Source organism: Amaricoccus sp. (genome assembly GCF_017995835.1).
Lineage (GTDB): Bacteria > Pseudomonadota > Alphaproteobacteria > Rhodobacterales > Rhodobacteraceae > Amaricoccus.
The window spans coordinates 1-17,419 of sequence record NZ_JAGOID010000006.1 but is presented as its reverse complement, the minus strand read 5'-3'; the positions used below and the strand labels follow the sequence as shown (position 1 = coordinate 17,419).

At 71.3% G+C, this 17,419-nt stretch carries 16 protein-coding genes; 11 read left to right on the top strand and 5 right to left on the bottom strand.

The window, feature by feature from the left end; translation table 11 throughout:
* Nucleotides 1-61: 61 nt before the first annotated feature.
* Both KBA23_RS01965 and KBA23_RS01960 read right to left on the bottom strand, forming a co-directional pair.
* Nucleotides 62-793 carry a GntR family transcriptional regulator gene (locus KBA23_RS01965; protein ID WP_290736161.1) on the bottom strand — a complete coding sequence of 244 codons (732 nt, stop codon included), beginning with the start codon at nt 791-793 and terminating at the stop codon, nt 62-64.
* Nucleotides 790-2,154 (bottom strand): formimidoylglutamate deiminase, encoded by a 1,365-nt coding sequence (locus KBA23_RS01960; RefSeq protein ID WP_290736158.1) that lies wholly within the window; start codon nt 2,152-2,154, stop codon nt 790-792. The genes KBA23_RS01965 and KBA23_RS01960 overlap by 4 nt, the downstream gene beginning before the upstream one ends.
* 107 nt (nt 2,155-2,261) lie before the next feature.
* Between KBA23_RS01960 and hutI the strand changes: the two genes are divergently transcribed.
* From hutI to KBA23_RS01910, 10 genes are all read left to right on the top strand, one after another.
* Nucleotides 2,262-3,464, top strand: coding sequence for an imidazolonepropionase (gene hutI / locus KBA23_RS01955; protein ID WP_290736155.1), 1,203 nt, complete (start codon nt 2,262-2,264; stop codon nt 3,462-3,464).
* Nucleotides 3,433-4,998, top strand: a complete 1,566-nt coding sequence (gene hutH, locus KBA23_RS01950) for a histidine ammonia-lyase (RefSeq protein WP_290736152.1) — start codon at nt 3,433-3,435, stop codon at nt 4,996-4,998. Before hutI ends, hutH begins: the two co-directional genes overlap by 32 nt.
* A complete protein-coding gene (gene hutG / locus KBA23_RS01945; RefSeq protein ID WP_290736149.1) occupies nt 4,995-5,792 on the top strand; it encodes an N-formylglutamate deformylase in 798 nt (265 codons plus the stop codon). The genes hutH and hutG overlap by 4 nt, the downstream gene beginning before the upstream one ends.
* Nucleotides 5,789-6,940: a CoA transferase gene (locus KBA23_RS01940; protein ID WP_290736146.1), complete on the top strand. Its 1,152-nt coding sequence runs from the start codon at nt 5,789-5,791 to the stop codon at nt 6,938-6,940. The genes hutG and KBA23_RS01940 overlap by 4 nt, the downstream gene beginning before the upstream one ends.
* Nucleotides 6,937-8,094, top strand: a complete 1,158-nt coding sequence (locus KBA23_RS01935; protein WP_290736144.1) for an acyl-CoA dehydrogenase family protein — start codon at nt 6,937-6,939, stop codon at nt 8,092-8,094. Before KBA23_RS01940 ends, KBA23_RS01935 begins: the two co-directional genes overlap by 4 nt.
* A gap of 19 nt (nt 8,095-8,113) precedes the next feature.
* Nucleotides 8,114-9,778: a urocanate hydratase gene (gene hutU / locus KBA23_RS01930; protein WP_290736141.1), complete on the top strand. Its 1,665-nt coding sequence runs from the start codon at nt 8,114-8,116 to the stop codon at nt 9,776-9,778.
* A gap of 43 nt (nt 9,779-9,821) precedes the next feature.
* Nucleotides 9,822-10,643 carry a transporter substrate-binding domain-containing protein gene (locus KBA23_RS01925; protein WP_290736138.1) on the top strand — a complete coding sequence of 274 codons (822 nt, stop codon included), beginning with the start codon at nt 9,822-9,824 and terminating at the stop codon, nt 10,641-10,643.
* A gap of 75 nt (nt 10,644-10,718) precedes the next feature.
* Nucleotides 10,719-11,366, top strand: a complete 648-nt coding sequence (locus KBA23_RS01920) for an amino acid ABC transporter permease (RefSeq protein ID WP_290736135.1) — start codon at nt 10,719-10,721, stop codon at nt 11,364-11,366.
* Complete coding sequence (locus KBA23_RS01915) at nt 11,366-12,034, top strand: amino acid ABC transporter permease (RefSeq protein WP_290736133.1); 669 nt, start codon at nt 11,366-11,368, stop codon at nt 12,032-12,034. Before KBA23_RS01920 ends, KBA23_RS01915 begins: the two co-directional genes overlap by 1 nt.
* Nucleotide 12,035: 1 nt before the next feature.
* Nucleotides 12,036-12,812 carry an amino acid ABC transporter ATP-binding protein gene (locus KBA23_RS01910; protein ID WP_290736130.1) on the top strand — a complete coding sequence of 259 codons (777 nt, stop codon included), beginning with the start codon at nt 12,036-12,038 and terminating at the stop codon, nt 12,810-12,812.
* Between the two features lie 51 nt (nt 12,813-12,863).
* Here the strand turns inward: KBA23_RS01910 and KBA23_RS01905 are convergent, their stop codons facing one another.
* The 3 genes from KBA23_RS01905 to KBA23_RS01895 all read right to left on the bottom strand — a co-directional run bounded on the left by KBA23_RS01905 (nt 12,864) and on the right by KBA23_RS01895 (nt 15,544).
* Nucleotides 12,864-14,132 (bottom strand): hypothetical protein, encoded by a 1,269-nt coding sequence (locus KBA23_RS01905; RefSeq protein WP_290736127.1) that lies wholly within the window; start codon nt 14,130-14,132, stop codon nt 12,864-12,866.
* Nucleotides 14,133-14,195: 63 nt separating this feature from the next.
* Entirely contained in the window at nt 14,196-14,357 is a 162-nt protein-coding gene (locus KBA23_RS01900; protein WP_290736124.1) for a hypothetical protein, read from the bottom strand.
* Nucleotides 14,358-14,380: 23 nt separating this feature from the next.
* Nucleotides 14,381-15,544, bottom strand: a complete 1,164-nt coding sequence (locus KBA23_RS01895) for a calcium-binding protein (protein WP_290736119.1) — start codon at nt 15,542-15,544, stop codon at nt 14,381-14,383.
* 154 nt (nt 15,545-15,698) lie between these two features.
* Here KBA23_RS01895 and KBA23_RS01890 point away from each other — a divergent pair, with 154 nt between their 5' ends.
* Nucleotides 15,699-17,240, top strand: a complete 1,542-nt coding sequence (locus KBA23_RS01890) for a winged helix-turn-helix domain-containing protein (RefSeq protein WP_290736114.1) — start codon at nt 15,699-15,701, stop codon at nt 17,238-17,240.
* Nucleotides 17,241-17,419 lie beyond the last annotated feature (179 nt).

The window sequence follows — 17,419 nt, the reverse complement described above, 5'->3', positions numbered from 1 at the left end:
GTCATCCTGCGGCGATGCGTGGCTCGCGACAAGGCCCGGATCATCGGCGAAGGCGGCGGGTTCATTGGCTGTCGCTCCGACCATTCTCCGCGCCCACGCGGTGGCCCGGGCGGAACGCCAGCCGGACCGTGGTGATCGGCCCGATATCGTTCCAGGTGGTGCGGTGCAAGATCAGCAGCGCCCGCCCGGGCTCGGTCCGCAGGAGCCGCGCGTCGCGGCGGTTGGCGTTCTCGGCCGCGAAGGCAAAATCGGCCCGCAGATAGGGAATGTTGCGCACCAGCCACTCGTTGGCATTCAACTGCCAGAAGTCGAGGCGATCCAGCCCCGGCGCCGCGCGCGGGTTGATCCAGCGGTCCTCGAGCTGGAACGGCCGGCCGTCCCCGTAGTGCACCGTCCTCATGTGGACGAGCACCTCGCCCTCCGGCAGGCCGAGCCGCTCCGCGATATCCGCCGGGATCGGGCTGCGTCGCTGCGCCACCACGCGGTGACTGTAGTCCATGCCGGCGTGCTCGACCTGCTCGCGCACGAGCGAGATCGTGAAGGTCGCCTTGCGCACCGGGTCGACCGCGACGCGGGTGCCTGCCCGGCGACGGCGGTCGAGAAGCCCTTCGTCGGCCAGGAGCTGCAACGCCTTGTTGACCGTCGCGCGCGCCGCGTCGAACTCAATCGCGAGGTCAGCCTCGTCGGGGATGCGATCGCCCTGACGCCATTCGCGCTCGACGATGCGGCGGCGCACTTCGGCGGCGATGCCCTGCACCTTGGAGGAGGTCGGGCCGGCGCGCCGGTCGGTCACATCCGTTCCCGCAGTCGCCCGACGCAGGCCACATAGTCGGCCGTGATCCGGTCATGGTCGCTGTGCCGCCCGTCGCGGACGACGTGGCGCCCGGCCGCCCAGACGTCGCGCACCAGTCCGTCGCCGCCGGCGAAGATCAGGCTGTCGAGCAACTCGTCGCCCTCGCGCCCGGCCAGCACCGGGTTGGCGACCGACAGCGCGCAGAGATCGGCCCAGAGTCCCGCCCGGATCGCGCCGGTATCGCGGCCGGCGGCGGTGGCGCCGCCGTCGAGGCCGGCCTCGTAGAGCACGCGGCCCGTCGAGCGCCCGGGCTCGGCGAGGATGGCGCGGCCGGTGTCGCGCAGGCGCTGGCTGTATTCGAGCGTGCGCAGTTCCTCGCCGAGCGCGATGCGGATGTTGCTGTCCGACCCGAAGCCGAGCCGCCCGCCGGCGTCCTTCCAGATCGTGCCGTTGAAGATGCCGTCGCCGAGGCTCGATTCTGTGATCGGGCAGAGGCCGGCGGCCGCGCCGGTCGCCGCGAGGCGGCGGGTCTCGTCCTCGGTCATGTGGGTGAGGTGGATCAGCGTCCAGCGCCGGTCGGGGGCATGGTGGTCGAGCAGCCATTCGACCGGGCGCCGGCCGGTTGCGGCGACGACCTCCTCGATCTCGGGGATTTGCTCGGCAAGGTGCATGTGCAGCGGCCGCCCGGGCCTCAGCCCCGCGCACATGGCGAGCGCCTCGGGGCTGACCGCGCGCAGCGAATGCGGCGCGACGCCGATGCCGGCATCGGCAGGCAGGTCGCCGAGCGCCGCCTCGGCGGCGTCGAGCAGGCGGACGAAGCCGTCGGGATCGGTGCCGAAGCGTCGCTGGCCGGGGCCGAGCGGGCGGCGGTCGAGGCCGCCGAACTGGTAGTGAACGGGCAGGAGCGTCAGGCCGATGCCGGTGCGCTGCGCCGCAGCGGCGATGCGCGCGGACATCTCGGCGAGGTCGTCATAGGCTTGGCCGTCGGGGCGGTGGTGGAGGTAATGGAACTCGACATTCGTGGCGTAACCGGCCTCGAGCATCTCCATCTGCACCAGAGCGGCGATCGCTTCGACGTCGTCCGGGGTCAGGTGATCGAGGAAGCGGTACATGATCTGCCGCCAGGTCCAGAACGTGTCGCGCGGCTGCGGCCCGCGCGCCTCGGAGAGCCCGGCCATCGCCCGCTGGAACGCGTGCGAATGCACATTGGCCATCGCCGGAAGCAGCAGGTCGATTCGCTCGCCCTCGGGCGCGGCGCCGGGCGCGACCGCGGCGATCCGTCCATCCGGCGCGACCTCGACCCGCACGTTTTCCGCCCAACCCTCGGGCAGCAAGGCCCGTTCCGCCCAGAGCACCGTCATCGTCGCCTCCTCCTTGACCCTTCCGTCATACAGCAAAATAAGTCTAGACATAATAGAAAAATACATCTAGACATAATCAACCCGAACACGCAGCCGGAGGGGAGCGGATGCAGGTTCTCGCCAATGCCACGATCGCGAAGATCGGCGTTGAATCAGGCGGTTACGACCTCGTCGAGGCGGGCGCGCTGGCGCTTGACGGGGACCGCATCGCCTGGGTCGGCCCGCAGCGCGACCTGCCGGCGGAGTTCGCCGCCGCGCCACGTCGCGATCTTGGCGGGCGGCTGGTCACGCCGGGGCTGGTCGACTGCCACACGCATATCGTCTTCGGCGGCGACCGCGCGCGCGAGTTCGAGATGCGCCTCGAAGGGGCGGGCTACGAGGAGATCGCCCGCGCCGGGGGCGGCATCCTGTCGAGCGTGCGCGCCACCCGCGCCGCCGACGAGGCGGCGCTGCTCGCCGCGGCGCTGCCGCGGGTCGACACGCTCATCGCCGAAGGCGTCACCACGCTGGAGATCAAGTCGGGCTACGGTCTCGACATCGAAAACGAATGCAAGATGCTGCGCGTCGCCCGCGCCATCGGCCGCGAGCGGCCGGTCACGGTGGCGACGACCTGGCTCGCCGCCCATGCGCTGCCGCCGGAATATCGCGACGACCGCGCGGCCTATATCCGCGACGTGGCGATCGCCGGCATGGACAAGGCCCATGGCGAGGGGCTGATCGACGCGGTCGACGGCTTTTGCGAGGGAATCGCCTTCTCTCCGGACGAGATCGGCCGCGTGTTCGACCACGCGGCGACGCTCGGCCTGCCGGTGAAGCTGCACGCCGAGCAACTCTCCGACCTTGGCGGCGCCGCGCTGGCCGCCCGCCACGGGGCGCTGTCGGCCGACCATCTGGAATGGCTCGGCCAGGACGGCATCGACGCGATGGCGGAGGCGGGAACCGTAGCGGTGCTGCTGCCCGGCGCCTTCTACACGCTGCGCGAGACCAGGCTGCCGCCGGTGCAGGGCCTGCGCGACGCGGGCGTGCCGATCGCGCTCGCCACCGACTGCAACCCCGGCACCTCGCCGCTGACCTCGCTGCTCCTGACCATGAACATGGGCGCGACGCTCTTTCGCATGACCCCGGCCGAATGCCTCGCCGGCGTCACCCGCAACGCCGCCCGCGCGCTGGGCCTCCGCGATCGCGGCACGCTCGGCCCCGGCCAGCGCGCCGATCTCGCGATCTGGGACGCCGCCTCGCCGGCCGAGCTCAGCTACCGCATCGGCTTCAACCCGCTCCATGCCCGCGTCTTCGGAGGTGAATTTGTCTGAGATCGTCCTGACCCCCGGCCGCGCCACCCTCGCGGAACTGGAGCGGATCTGGCGCGACGGCCTCGCCGTGCGCCTCGACGAGAGCGCCCGCGGCCCCGTCGCCGCCGCCGCCGCCCGCATCGCCGCCGCGGCCCAGGGCGACAAGGCCGTCTACGGCGTCAACACCGGCTTCGGCAAGCTCGCCTCGATCAAGATCGCGGCCAAGGACACCGCGACGCTGCAACGCAACCTGATCCTGTCGCATTGCTGCGGCGTCGGCGAGCCGGTCGAACCCGAGACGGTGCGCCTGATCCTCGCGCTGAAGCTGCTCTCGCTCGGCCGCGGCGCCTCCGGCGTCCGCCCCGAGGTGATCGCGCTGATCGAAGGGATGCTCGCCAAGGGCGTGCTGCCCGTCATCCCGTCGCAGGGCTCGGTCGGCGCCTCGGGCGACCTCGCGCCGCTCGCACATATGGCCGCCGCCATGCTCGGCGAGGGCCGCGCCAATTTCGAGGGCCGCGAGATGCCGGCCGCCGAGGCGCTCGCCGCCGCCGGCCTCGCCCCGGTTGTGCTGGCGGCGAAGGAGGGCCTCGCGCTCATCAACGGCACCCAGGTCTCGACCGCCTTCGCGCTCGCCGGGCTCTTCGACGCCTTCCGCGCGGCGCGCGCCGCGCTCGTCGTCTCGGCGATCTCGACCGACGCTATCATGGGCTCTACCGCGCCGCTCTACGACGAGATCCACCGGCTGCGCGGCCATCGCGGCCAGATCCTCGCCGCGAGCGTGATCCGCGGCCTGCTCGCCGGCTCGGTGATCCGCGAGAGCCACCGCGAGGGCGACACAAGGGTGCAGGATCCCTACTGCATCCGCTGCCAGCCGCAGGTGACGGGCGCCTGCCTCGATCTGCTCTGGCAGGTCGGGCGCACGCTGGAGATCGAGGCGAACGCCGCGACCGACAACCCGCTGGTGCTGACCGATGTCGACGAGATCGTCTCGGGCGGCAACTTCCACGCCGAGCCGGTCGCCTTCGCCGCCGACCAGATCGCGCTCGCCATTGCCGAGATCGGCTCGATCTCGCAGCGCCGCATCGCGCTGATGGTCGATCCGGCGCTCAGCCACGATCTGCCGCCGTTCCTGACCCCCGACCCCGGCCTGAACTCCGGGCTGATGATCGCCGAAGTCACCTCCGCCGCGCTGATGAGCGAGAACAAGCACCTCGCCACGCCCTGCTCGACCGACTCGACCCCGACCAGCGCCAATCAGGAGGACCATGTCAGCATGGCCGCCCATGGCGCGCGGCGGCTGCGCCGGATGAACGCCAACCTCGCCCAGATCGTCGGCATCGAGGCGATGTGCGCCGCCGCCGGCGTCGAGTTCCGCGCGCCGCTCGCGACCTCGGCCCCGCTCGCCGCGGTGATCGCCCGGCTTCGCGCCGACATTCCCGCGCTGGAGCAGGACCGCTATCTCGCGCCCGATCTGGCGAAGGCCGCGGAACTCGTGCGCAGCGACGCGCTGGTCGGCGCGCTGCCCGCGGCGCTTCTCGCCGAGGTCCGGCCATGATCCCGGTGGAAGTGGTTCAAGGTGATGGCCCGGTCATCCTCGGCCTGCCGCATACCGGCACATGGCTGCCAGACGCCATCCGCGCCAGGCTGAACGACCGCGGCCGTGTGCTCGCCGATACCGACTGGCATATCGAGCGGCTCTATGACGGCCTGCTGCCCGGGGCTACGACGGTGCGCGCGACCTTCCACCGCTATGTGATCGACGCGAACCGCGGCCCGGACGACGCCAGCCTCTATCCGGGACAGAACACCACCGGCCTCGTGCCGCTGACCGATTTCGACGGCGAGCCGATCTGGACCGACGCGCCCGGCGCCGCCGACGTCGCCGAGCGTCGGGCGGCCTTTCACGCCCCCTACCACGCCGCGCTCGCCGCCGAGGTCGAGCGGGTGCGGGTGAGGCACGGCGTCGCCATCCTCTACGACTGCCACTCGATCCGCAGCCATATCCCGTTCCTGTTCGAGGGGACGCTGCCGGATTTCAACATCGGCACCAACAACGGCGCGACCTGTGACCCGCGCGTCGAGGAGACCGTGCGCGGCGTCTGCGGCGCCACCGGCCGGACGATGGCGGTCAACGGCCGCTTCAAGGGCGGCTGGACCACGCGCCACTACGGCCGGCCCGAGACCGGCGTCCATGCGATCCAGATGGAGCTGGCGCAATCGACGCATCTCGCCACCGAGACGCCGCCCTTCGCCTATGACGAGGCCAGGGCCGCCGCGCTGCGCCAGCCGCTCGGCGAAATCCTGCGCGCGCTCGCGGCACTTGCGCCCGGCCTGAGGACGTCGGCATGAGCGGACCCTTGAGCGGCATCCGCGTCCTCGATTTGTCCCGCGTCCTCGCCGGCCCCTACTGCACCGCGCTTCTCGCCGACCTCGGGGCGGAGATCATCAAGATCGAGCCGCCGCAAGGGGACGACTACCGCCACATCGGCCCGTTCAAGGATGGCGAAAGCGCGCTCTTCACCCTCAACAACCGCGGCAAGCGGAGCCTCGTGCTCGACCTGAAGGATCCGGCCGACCTCGCGCTGGCGCGGGCGATCGCCGCGCGCGTCGATGTCGTCGTCGAGAACTTCCGCCCCGGCGTCGCCGCCCGCCTCGGCCTCGGCGCCGAGGCGCTGCGCGCCGAGAACCCGCGGCTGATCTACTGCTCGATCTCCGGCTTCGGCCAGGAAGGGCCGTTCCGCGACCTGCCCGCCTACGACCTCGTGGTGCAGGCGATGTCGGGGCTGATGGCGGCGACCGGCGAGGAAGGCGGCGCGCCGCTCAAGGCGGGCGAGAGCGTCGCCGACCTGATCGCCGGCCTGTTCGCGAGCTGGTCGATCCTCGCCGCTCTGGTGCGGCGGGGCGCCACCGGCGAGGGGGCGACGCTCGACGTCGCCATGTACGACGCGCTCTTCTCGATGCTGACGACGAGCCACGCGCTGCACCTCTACGCCGGCGTGGCGCCGTCGCGGGTCGGCAACCGGCATCCGCTCTCGACCCCGTTCGGCTGTTTCGCGACCAGCGACGGCCAGGTGGTGATCGCGGTCCTGAACGGCAAGCAGTTCCAGCGCCTCGCCGCGCTGATCGGCCGCCCCGAGATCGCCGACGACCCGCGCTTCGCCACCGACGAGAGCCGCACCGCGCACGAGCCCGAGATCCGCGCGGTCATCGAGGCCTGGTCCGGCCGCCTGACCACCGAGGAGGCCGTCGCCGCCCTCGCCGCCGAGGGCCTGCCGACCGCGCCGATCCGGGACATCGCGCAGGCCGCCGCCAGCGCGCACTCCGCCGCCCGCGGGCTGGTGACAGGGCTGGCGCATCCGGTCCTCGGCTCCGCGCCGGTCGTCGGCCAGCCGGTGCGCTTCGACGGCGCGAAGCCGGTCGCGGCGACCTCGGCTCCGCGGCTCGGCGGCGACCGGGCCGCGATCCTCAAATCCCTCGGCCTGGAGACCTGCGCATGACCGACCCCTGGCACATGCTCTCCGAGGAGGAGCGGCTCTTCTGCGACGTGCTCGAACGCCTCTGCGCCGAGCGGATCGCACCACGCGCCGCCGAGACCGACGAGACCGCGCGCTTCGTCCACGACCAGCTCGCGACGCTGGGCGGCGCGGGCATGATGGGCGCGAACCTGCCCGAGGAATACGGCGGCGGCGGCATCTCCGCCCCGGCGCTGCTGCGCGCCGTGGCGATCGTCGCCGGGGCCTGCGGCTCCACCGCCTCGGCGCTGACCGCGCATTATCTCGCCACCGACTCGATCCTGATCGGCGGAACCGAGGCGCAGAAGCAGGCGCTGCTGCCCGGCGCCGCCGAGGGCCGCGCACTCGGCGCCTTCGCCCTGACCGAGCCGACCGCCGGTTCCGACCCCGCCGACATGAAGACCCGCGCGCGGCGCGAGGGTGGCGGCTGGCGCCTCGAAGGCGCCAAGTGCTTCATCTCCAACGGCGCCGTCGCCGATTTCCTCGTCGTCTATGCCGTCACCGATCCGGCACGCGCGCATCGCGGCATCTCCGCCTTCATCGTCCCGAAGGGCACGCCCGGCCTCTCCGCCGGCGCCCCCGAGCGCACGATGGGCCTCAAGGGCGGGCATGTCTTCACCCTCGGCCTCGACTGCCATCTGCCGGAAGACGCGCTGCTGGGCGGCGTCGAGGGGCAGGGGTTCAAGACCGCCATGCAGGTGCTCGACAACGGCCGGATCGAGGTCGCCGCCCAATGCCTCGGCCTCGCGGAAGCCGCGATGGCCACCGCCATCGCCTATGCGAAGGATCGCGTCATCGGCGGCCAGCCCCTGACCGACCGCCAGGCGATCCGCTTCATGATCGCCGACATGGGCCTCGCCTTCCAGTCGGCGCGGCTGCTTGCGCAGGACGCCGCCCGCCAGCGCGACGCCGCGCACAAGGGGGGCGGGCGCTTCTCGCTCGCCGCGTCGATGGCGAAGCTCCACGCCTCCGAGGCGGCCGGCCGCATCGCCGACACCGCGCTCCAGCTTCTCGGCGGCTACGGCTACACCCGCGACTTCCCGGTCGAGCGGATCGTCCGCGACCTCCGGATCATGCGGATCTACGAGGGATCGAGCGAGATCCAGCGCAGCATCATTTCGGCACAGCTTCTGGCCTGACCCCGAGGGAGGAACGACAATGACCAATCCCCGCCACAACATCCGCGACGTCTTCCCGCCCACGGGATCCGAGATCACCGCCAAGAGCTGGCTGACCGAGGCGCCGATGCGGATGCTGATGAACAACCTGCACCCGGACGTCGCCGAGAACCCGCACGAGCTCGTCGTCTACGGCGGCATCGGCCGGGCGGCGCGGACCTGGAAGGACTTCGACCTGATCGTCGATACGCTGAAGGGGCTCGAGGCCGATGAGACGCTGCTCGTGCAGTCGGGCAAGCCGGTCGGCGTCTTCCGCACCCACAAGGACGCGCCGCGGGTGCTGATCGCCAACTCGAACCTCGTGCCGCACTGGGCGACCTGGGACCATTTCAACGAGTTGGACAAGAAGGGCCTGGCCATGTACGGCCAGATGACCGCCGGCTCCTGGATCTACATCGGCTCGCAGGGCATCGTGCAGGGCACCTACGAGACCTTCGTCGAGGCCGGGCGCCAGCACTATGGCGGCAGCCTCAAGGGCAAGTGGATCCTGACCGCCGGGCTCGGCGGCATGGGCGGCGCCCAGCCGCTCGCCGCGGTGATGGCCGGCGCCTCCTGCCTCGCGGTCGAATGCGACGAGACCCGCGCCGACTTCCGCCTGCGCACCCGCTATGTCGACGAGAAGACCGACAGCCTCGACGAGGCGCTCGCCATGATCGAGCGCTGGACCAAGGCCGGCGAGGCGAAGTCGGTCGCGCTGATCGGCAACGCGGCCGAGGTCTTCCCCGAACTCGTGCGCCGCGGCGTCCGTCCCGACATCGTCACCGACCAGACCAGCGCCCACGACCCCGTGCACGGCTACCTGCCGGCCGGCTGGAGCGTCGGCGACTGGCGCGCGCGCCAGGAGACCGACCGCAAGGGCGTTGAACGCGCCGCCCGCGCCAGCATGAAGGTGCAGGTCGAGGCGATGGTCGCCTTCCACGAGATGGGCATCCCGACCGTCGACTACGGCAACAACATCCGACAGATGGCGTTCGAGGAAGGGCTCGAGAACGCCTTCGCCTTCCCGGGCTTCGTGCCGGCCTATATCCGGCCGCTGTTCTGCCGCGGCATCGGCCCGTTCCGTTGGGCCGCGCTCTCCGGCGACCCCGAGGACATCTACAAGACCGACGCCAAGGTGAAGGAACTGGTCAACGACCCGCACCTGCACAACTGGCTCGATATGGCGCGCGAGCGCATCGCCTTCCAGGGCCTGCCGGCGCGGATCTGCTGGGTCGGCCTCGGGCTGCGGCACAAGCTCGGCCTCGCCTTCAACGAGATGGTGCGGACCGGCGAGCTTAGCGCCCCCATCGTCATCGGCCGCGACCACCTCGACAGCGGCTCGGTCGCCTCGCCCAACCGCGAGACTGAGGCGATGCAGGACGGATCCGACGCGGTCTCCGACTGGCCGCTTCTGAACGCGCTCCTCAACACCGCCTCGGGCGCCACCTGGGTGTCGCTCCACCACGGCGGCGGCGTCGGCATGGGCTTTTCGCAGCATTCCGGCATGGTGATCTGCTGCGACGGCAGCGCCGACGCCGACGCCCGCCTCGCCCGCGTGCTCTGGAACGACCCCGCCACCGGCGTCATGCGCCACGCCGATGCAGGCTACGACATCGCGCTCGACTGCGCGCGCGAATACGGGCTGAAGCTGCCCGGCATCCTCTGAACGAGGGAACGACCACCAACTCTAGTCCGACAAGGAGAACGAAATGAACATCAGAAACACCGTCGGGGCGGCGCTCTTCGGCTTCGCCGCCTTTGGCCTCGCCGCCGGCGGCGCGGCGGCGGACCAGCTCGCCGACGTCAAGGCGGCAGGCAAGATCGTGACCGCCACCGACATGCACTATGCGCCCTTCGACATGCTGATCGGCGGCGTCTATCAGGGCATGACCAAGGACCTCTTCGACGAGGTGGCCAAGGAGCTCGGCGTCGAGCCGGTCTATCAGGACATTCCCTGGACGGCGGAGCTTCCGGGCCTCGAGGTCGGCAAGTTCGACATCGTGATCGCGCCGGTCACGATCACCCCCGAGCGGCTGGAGCGCTACACCTTCTCCCTGCCGATCGCCAACGCGACGGTGGGCCTCGTGAAGGCGGCCGCCAACGACGGCATCGTCAAGCCGGAGGACATCAAGGGCAAGACCGTCGGCGTCCAGCAGGGCACCGCACAGTTCCGCCAGCTCCAGGCCTTCGCCGAGAAGATCGGCGGCGCCGACGTCAAGGAATACGGCACGACCGACGAGGCCTATGCCGACGTCGTCGCCGGTCGCCTCGACGCCGTGGCGGGCTCCCTGCCCAACCTCTCCTACCTGGTCAAGGAGCGCGGCGACGTCTTCGCGTTGCTCGAGCCCGCCACCTTCGGCGATCCGAAGTACTTCGCCTGGGTGCTGCGCAAGGGCGAGGACAGCGCCAGCCTCGCCGAGGCGATCAACGCCGCGATCCTGAAGATGACCGACGACGGCCGCATCAAGGCGATCCAGGAGAAATGGCTCGGCTCCTACACCGAGCTGCCCCGCGAAGTGCCGGCCAGCTGACGTCCCCGATGCGGGCGGGGCGCGCAGCGCGCCCCGTCCTGCACCTCTCCCACGTATCCCCGCACTGGAGCGCGCATGTTCTCCATCGCCGCCTTCTTCGACAGCTTCGGGCCCCTGCTCTGGGCGGCTCGCTATACGCTCCTGGTTTCCGTCCTCGGCATCGGCCTCGGGCTCGTCATCGGCGCGCTGATCTGCGCCGCGCGCCTTTCGCCCATTCCCGCGCTGAGACGGTTCGCCGCGATCTGGGTCAGCTTCCTGCGCGGGGTGCCGCTGCTCGTGCAGCTCCTGCTGTTCTACTACCTGCTGCCGGTGATCGGCATCGACGTGCCGGCGCTGGTCGCGGCGGTCGTGACCGTCGGCGTCTGCGCCAGCGCCTACATCTCCGAGATCTGGCGCGGCGCCATCGCCGCGCTGCCCCGCGGCCAGACCGAATCCGCGGTCGCCATCGGCATGAATCCCACCGACGTCTGGACCCGGGTGATCCTGCCGCAGGCGGTCAGCCTGTCGCTGCCGGCGCTGGTCAACGAGCTGATCCTGCTCGTCAAGGCGTCGTCGCTCGTCTCGGTGGTCGGCATCATGGAGATCACCCGCGCCAGTCAGGCGGAGGCCGCGACGACCTACCGGCCGCTCGAGGTCTACATCGCCGCCGCCTGCGTCTACCTGATGATCAACCTCGTCCTTGCGGGCGTCGGCCGCTACCTCGAGCACAGGATGGCGATCTGATGGACTTCGACCTCTCGATCTTCGTCCAGTACGGCCCCATGCTGCTCCGGGGCTTCGCGCTCACCGTCCTCGCCTGGCTTCTCGGCACGCTCTTCGGAATGGCGCTCGGGCTCCTGATCGCGCTCGCCCAGCGCTACGGATCGAAGCCGGTCCGCTGGCTCATCCAAGTCTACATCGAGATCATTCGCGGCACGCCGTTCCTGGTGCAGCTCTTCGTGCTCTACTACGGCGGCCCGATGATCGGCCTGCGCCTCGACGCGCTGCCCGCCGGCATCCTCGGCCTGACGCTCTACGGCAGCCCCTACTTCGCCGAGATCTTCCGCTCGGGCTTCCGCGCCGTCCCGCACGGCCAGATCGAGGCCGCCCGCGCCATCGGCATGGCCGAACCGGCGATCGTGCGCCGCATCCTGCTGCCGCTCGGCCTCGTCTCGGCGTTGCCCGCGCTCGTCAACTTCTCGATCATCCTCACCAAGGAGACGGTGATCCTGTCGATCATCACCGTGCCGGAACTCATGTACCAGGTGCAGCGGATGTCCACCGAGACCTTCCGCTTCCTCGAAGGCAACCTCGTGCTGGCGCTGTTCTTCTGGGGACTCGTCGAGCTCATCTCCCGCTTCGGCCGCCGGATCGAGGCCAGCGTCACCCGCCACCTGACCGAAAGGCCCTGAGATGGTTGAAGCCTCCTCCGTCGAGATCCGCAACCTCGACAAGCACTTCGGCACCTTCCACGCGCTCAGGAACATCGACCTGTCGATCCTGCCCGGCAAGGTCACCTGCCTGATCGGCCCCTCCGGTTCGGGCAAGTCGACGCTGCTCCGCTGCATCAACTTCCTCGAGGAATACGACTCGGGCGAGATCCGCATCGACGGCCAGCTCATCGGCTACAAGACGCCCGGCGGCGCCAGGATGTCGGGCCGCGAGCTGCGCGCCATGCGCCGCAGCATCGGCATGGTGTTCCAGCAGTTCAACCTCTGGCCGCACATGACCGCGCTCGGCAACGTCGTGGAGGGTCTCCAGCGGGTCCGCGGCATGGGCAAGGCCGACGCCGAGGCCCGCGCCGCCGAGGCGCTGAAGAAGGTCGGGCTCGCCGACAAGATGGGCAACCACCCCTCGCGCCTCTCCGGCGGCCAGCAGCAGCGCGTGGCGATCGCCCGCGCCATCGCCATGGAGCCGAAGCTGATGCTCTTCGACGAGCCGACCTCGGCGCTCGATCCCGAACTCGTCGGCGAGGTGCTGAACGTGATGAAGGCGCTCGCCGCCGAGGGCATGACCATGGTCGTCGTCACCCACGAGATGGGCTTCGCCGCCCACGTCGCCGACCGGGTCGCCTTCATGGAGAAGGGCGAACTCGTCGCCGTCGACGTCCCCGACCGCATCCTGCACCAGCCGCAGGACGCCCGTATCCAGGGGTTCCTGCGCACCTATCACGAGCGCAACAGCTTCTAGCGGGCGCGAAAAGAGGGCAGACGCCGCGCGGCGTCTGCCCCTGCAACCCCGTCACCCCCAGTTCGCGTCGTGGCTCGCGTGGGTGTGCAGGTAGCCGCCTTCGACGTGGTGGCGGTCGTAGAACTCGGTGTCGAGCCGGTGGGCCTGGAGATACATCTTCAGGAACACCGGCGGCACTGTTGCGGGGAAGCGGCCGAAGGTGCGGAAGACGTACTCCGCCATCAGGGCCGTGATCTCCACCGCCTCGGCGTCGATCGGCGCGGCTCCGGCCCGGACGTCGGCGTTGTCGCGGTAGGGGCCGCCGAGCTTCGGGTCGAAAGGCCGGCCCGCGCCGAACTTGCGCGCTGCCGCCGCCTCCACCGCCGCGCGCATGTCCGCGTGATGCGGCGGCACATGCGCCTCGAAGACGCCGGGCAGGCCGGTGACATGCGGCAGCGGGTCGCCCTCCAGCATCTCGAAGCGGAAGCCGAGGCCCGGCACCTTCGGGTCGCCGCTGGCGCCGAACACGCTGAAGGCGTTGATGCCGGTATACATCCAGCCGCCGAGCCCCAGAGCCTGCAACATCAGCGCGCCGGTATGGCAGGCCGATCCGAGCTCCACCGAGACGTCGGTCAGCGCGATCTGCTCCAGGAACCGCAGCGGCGCGGCGACCGACAGGTCGAGCCGGTGCGCATAGGCGTCGAGCCCCGGGATCGGCCGGCCGTTGATGTCGTCGTAGATGCCGGTGCCGTTCTGCACGAGGTAGAACAGGAGCAGGATCACGTGCTGGGCGAGGTCGGCGACCGGGAAGATCAGCGTCGAGCCGGGCACATTGGCGCACCAGGTGTTGTGGCCCTCGACATGCGGCTCCTCCGCGGGCAGGGCCAGCCTGCCGTCCGCGAGCTTGACGATGCGGGCGCGGTGCCGTTCGACCCAGTCGTTCAGGTCGCCGGCCTCGCCCGCGGGCGTCATGTCGCGGGTCGGCAGGAAGTAGACGCCGCTGTCGTCGGTGAAGAAGAACTCCGAGGTGTTGAACCCGGCCGAGGACGGAAAGCTGCGCCCGCCCGGCGAGGTGGTGTAGTTCGGCAGCCTCCCGCCGTAGCGCGGGTGGTGGGCGAAGAGCTCGGCCCAGCCGGTGTTGCCGGCGACCGTGGCGAGAAGCAGCGCCTGCTCGCGCGGGTCGAGCGGCTCGGGCGCGTGGCGCGAGGCGAAGGCGAGCGGGCCGTCGGGGATGGTCGCGCCCCTGGCGAAGCGCCGCGAGCGGCGGCCGCGGATCGCCTCGACCAGCGGAAAGGACATGGCCTCCACGAGGCCGTAGGGAATGCGGTTCGCGTCGAGCATGGTCTTGTTCCTTGCGAAGCGGATTGCGGGATCGGGCCCGACCGTGGCGGTCGGGCCCGGACGTCACAGCGGCAGGTCGAGGCGCGCCCGGTCGAACTGCGGCGACCTCGGCTTGAGGGGGTCGAGGCCGATGTCGCGACGCAGGTGGTCGGAGAGCAGCAAAGGGGGCGGCGCCCGCCGGCGGCGTGCGAGGAGTGCGAGGAGGGAAAGGGCTCGGATCTTCATGGCGTGGTCTCCGTGAGAGAAGATCAGAACAGGAACATCGAGGCGCTGAGCTCGCCGAGCGTGACGTCTTCGAGGCGGATCGTGTCATCGCCGAGGGTCAGCACGGTGTCGGCGCCGAACTGGCTCGCGCCGGCGCGGAGGTCGGTGAAGGTCGTCGCCTCGAAGTGGCCGCGCAGGTCGATGCGGTCGCCCTCGGCGCGCTCGAAGTCGGCGATCCGGTCGTCGCCCGAGTCGAAGGGCCGGCGGCCGATGCCGGTGACGTCGGAGGCGGTGAACACGAACAGATCCGCCCCGGCGTCGCCGTCGAGGACGTCGTTCCCGGTCCCGCCGTCGAGCGTGTCGTTCCCGATCCCGCCGACCAGCGCGTCGTTGCCGCCGAAGGCCTCGATCCGGTCGGCGCCGGCGCCGCCGTCGAGCCGGTTGCCGAAGTTGCTGCCGCCCATCCTGTCGCCGAACCCGGTGCCGATCGCGCTCTCGATGTCGAAGAGCGAGTCGAGCCGGTCGCCGGTCAGGCCGCCGCTCGTCAGGTCGAGATCGAGGGGGCCGACCGCGCCGGAATAGTCGACGGTGTCGAGGCCGCTTTCGCCGCGCAGCTCGTTGAAGCCCGCGCCGCCGTCGAGCACATCGTCGCCGACGTCGCCGCGCAACCGGTCGCTGCCCTCGCCGCCGAACAGGCGGTCGTTGCCGGTCCCGGCCGACAGGAAGTCGTTGCCGCCATTGCCGGACAGCACGTCGTCGCCCGCCGCGCCGAAAAGCTCGTTGACGCCCTCGTCGCCGGTCAGCACGTCGGCGAAACCGCCGCCGATCAGGTTCTCGATCCGCACCAGGATATCCTCGACCGCGCCGACCGTGGCGCGGCCGGCGGCGAGGTTGGCGAAGACCCGGGTCGTCGCGGTCTCGAAGCTCGCGGCGTCGACGCCCGACCCGCCGTTCAGCATGTCAGAGCCCGAGCCGCTGACGAGGATGTCGGATCCGTCGCCGCCGAACAGCGAGTTGTCGCCCGTCTCGGCGAACAGCCGATCGTTCCCGGCGCCGCCTTCGAGGATGTCGTTGCCGCCGCCGGCGCGGATCAGGTCGTCGCCGCCGTTGCCGCGCAGGATGTCGTTGCCGCCGTTGCCGAAGATGGTGTCGGCGAGGCTCGTGCCGTTCAGGATGTCGGCGAGGTTGGTGCCGTTGAGGATTGCCATGGTGTCGGTCTCGCGTTCTCGAATGGGGCCGCGTCTGCGGCACGGCGGGTTGATAGCTCGGGTCGCCCTCGTCATGCTTGGCGGCGCCGTGGAGAATTCATGGAGGGCTCGTGGATTCGTCGGGCCGCCGCGGGCGAGGGGAGGGGACCCGGGGATGCGCTACGGCTTCGCGGGATGCGTGCTCGACACCGGCCGCATGGAGCTTCACCGCGACGGCGCACGGGTCGCGGTCGAGCCGCAGGTGCTCGAGCTGCTGATCATGCTCGTCGAGAACCGCGACCGGCTGGTGACGCGGGACGCGATCCTGGCGGAGGTCTGGAAGGGCCGGATCGTCTCGGACGCGGCGCTGAGCAGCCGGATCAAGGCGGCGCGTCGGGCGGTCGGCGACGACGGGCAGGCGCAGCGGCTGATCGAGACGCTGCACGGCCGCGGCTTCCGGTTCCGCGGCGCCGTGGAGGTCGAGGCCGAGGGCGCGCCCGCCCCGGCCCCGCGCCCGCCGACCGGGGCGGACGGGCCGGCGATCGCGGTGCTGCCCTTTCTCGACCGCGGTTCGCCGCCGGATCCGGTGCTGGCCCAGGGGATCGCCGAGGAGCTGATCGCGAGCCTCGGGCGCTTCCGCTGGTTTCCGGTGATCGCCCGGGACTCCGTCATGGCGCTGCACGGACGCGGGCTCGACCCCGGCGCCATCGCCGCGGCGCTCGGCGTCGCCTATCTCGTCGAGGGCAGCGTGCTGCGCCACGGAAGGGAGGTTCGGGTCCATGCCCGGCTGATCGAGGCCGCGAGCGGGCGGCAAGTGGCGGCGGCGCGGCTCGACCGGACGATCGACAACGTCTTCACGCTGCTCGACGAGATCGGCGCCGAGCTGGTGCAGGCGATCCATCCCGGCCTGATCGGGGCGGAGCTCGAACGCGCGACGCGCGCCGCGCCGTCCGAGGCCACCGCCTGGCAGCTCTTCATCCGCGCCCAGACCCTGCTCGCCGGCCCGAGCGGCGCGGCCAACGCCGAGGCCCGGGCGCTGATCGAGGCCGCGATCGCGGCCGAGCCGGGCGCGGGACGCAGCCACGCCGCGCTGGCGCTGACGCATCTCTGGGACATCACCTTCGGCTGGACGCCGGACCCGGCCGCCTCGGGGGCGCGGGCGCAGGTGGCCGCCTCCCGGGCGCTGGCGCTGGCGCCGGCGGATTCCTGGGCGCTGCTCGCCTATGGCTGCTGCCGGCTGATGGCGCGCGACCACGCCGGCGCCCTCGCCGAGCTGCGCCGGGCGGTGGAGGCGGAGCCGGCTTCGGCGCTCGCCCATGGCACGCTGGCGCTGGCGCTCGCCTTCGCGGGCGAGGCGGAGGCGGCGCTGGAATCGGTCGACCGGGCCGCCCGGCTCAGCCCGTTCGATCCGCGCTCCGGCATCTGGATCAACGCCGAGGGCGTGGCGGCGGTGCTGTCGGGCCGGTTCGAGCGGGCCCTCGCCGCCGGGCGCCGCCTCGCCACGCTGAAGCCCGACTATCCTGCCGGCCACCGGATCATGGCCGCCGCCGCCGCGGGCCTCGGCGACGCCGCCGCGGCCCGCGAGGCGGCGGCGCGGCTGCTGGAGCTCCTGCCGGAGCATCGCGCCGCGCAGGCGGGGGCGGCGCTCCCCTTCGGATCGCCCGCGCTCGCCGAGGCCTATGTGGCCCTGCTGGTCGCCGCGGGCCTGCCGCGGTAGGCGTCATTTCTGACGGGTCGGCGGCGAGCCGCCCGCGCCAGCGCGCGCGAAACCGGCGCCCGGTGTGTCCGGGCGCCGGGCTGGGGTCATACGGCCTCCGCCTGAATGCCTCGCGTCGGCATTAGCGATTCAATTCCGACTCTTTTGCTTGGCATATGCGTTGTGCATACGTCGTGCAT

Coding starts and splice junctions, on each gene's coding strand:
- KBA23_RS01900 (WP_290736124.1), bottom strand. CDS start 14,357: ATGAAGATCCGAGCCCTTTCCCTCCTCGCACTCCTCGCACGCCGCCGG.
- hutI (WP_290736155.1), top strand. CDS start 2,262: ATGCAGGTTCTCGCCAATGCCACGATCGCGAAGATCGGCGTTGAATCA.
- KBA23_RS01910 (WP_290736130.1), top strand. CDS start 12,036: ATGGTTGAAGCCTCCTCCGTCGAGATCCGCAACCTCGACAAGCACTTC.
- KBA23_RS01925 (WP_290736138.1), top strand. CDS start 9,822: ATGAACATCAGAAACACCGTCGGGGCGGCGCTCTTCGGCTTCGCCGCC.
- hutH (WP_290736152.1), top strand. CDS start 3,433: ATGCCCGCGTCTTCGGAGGTGAATTTGTCTGAGATCGTCCTGACCCCC.
- KBA23_RS01920 (WP_290736135.1), top strand. CDS start 10,719: ATGTTCTCCATCGCCGCCTTCTTCGACAGCTTCGGGCCCCTGCTCTGG.
- KBA23_RS01940 (WP_290736146.1), top strand. CDS start 5,789: ATGAGCGGACCCTTGAGCGGCATCCGCGTCCTCGATTTGTCCCGCGTC.
- KBA23_RS01905 (WP_290736127.1), bottom strand. CDS start 14,132: ATGCTCGACGCGAACCGCATTCCCTACGGCCTCGTGGAGGCCATGTCC.
- KBA23_RS01890 (WP_290736114.1), top strand. CDS start 15,699: ATGCGCTACGGCTTCGCGGGATGCGTGCTCGACACCGGCCGCATGGAG.
- KBA23_RS01935 (WP_290736144.1), top strand. CDS start 6,937: ATGACCGACCCCTGGCACATGCTCTCCGAGGAGGAGCGGCTCTTCTGC.
- KBA23_RS01960 (WP_290736158.1), bottom strand. CDS start 2,154: ATGACGGTGCTCTGGGCGGAACGGGCCTTGCTGCCCGAGGGTTGGGCG.
- KBA23_RS01895 (WP_290736119.1), bottom strand. CDS start 15,544: ATGGCAATCCTCAACGGCACCAACCTCGCCGACATCCTGAACGGCACG.
- hutU (WP_290736141.1), top strand. CDS start 8,114: ATGACCAATCCCCGCCACAACATCCGCGACGTCTTCCCGCCCACGGGA.
- hutG (WP_290736149.1), top strand. CDS start 4,995: ATGATCCCGGTGGAAGTGGTTCAAGGTGATGGCCCGGTCATCCTCGGC.
- KBA23_RS01915 (WP_290736133.1), top strand. CDS start 11,366: ATGGACTTCGACCTCTCGATCTTCGTCCAGTACGGCCCCATGCTGCTC.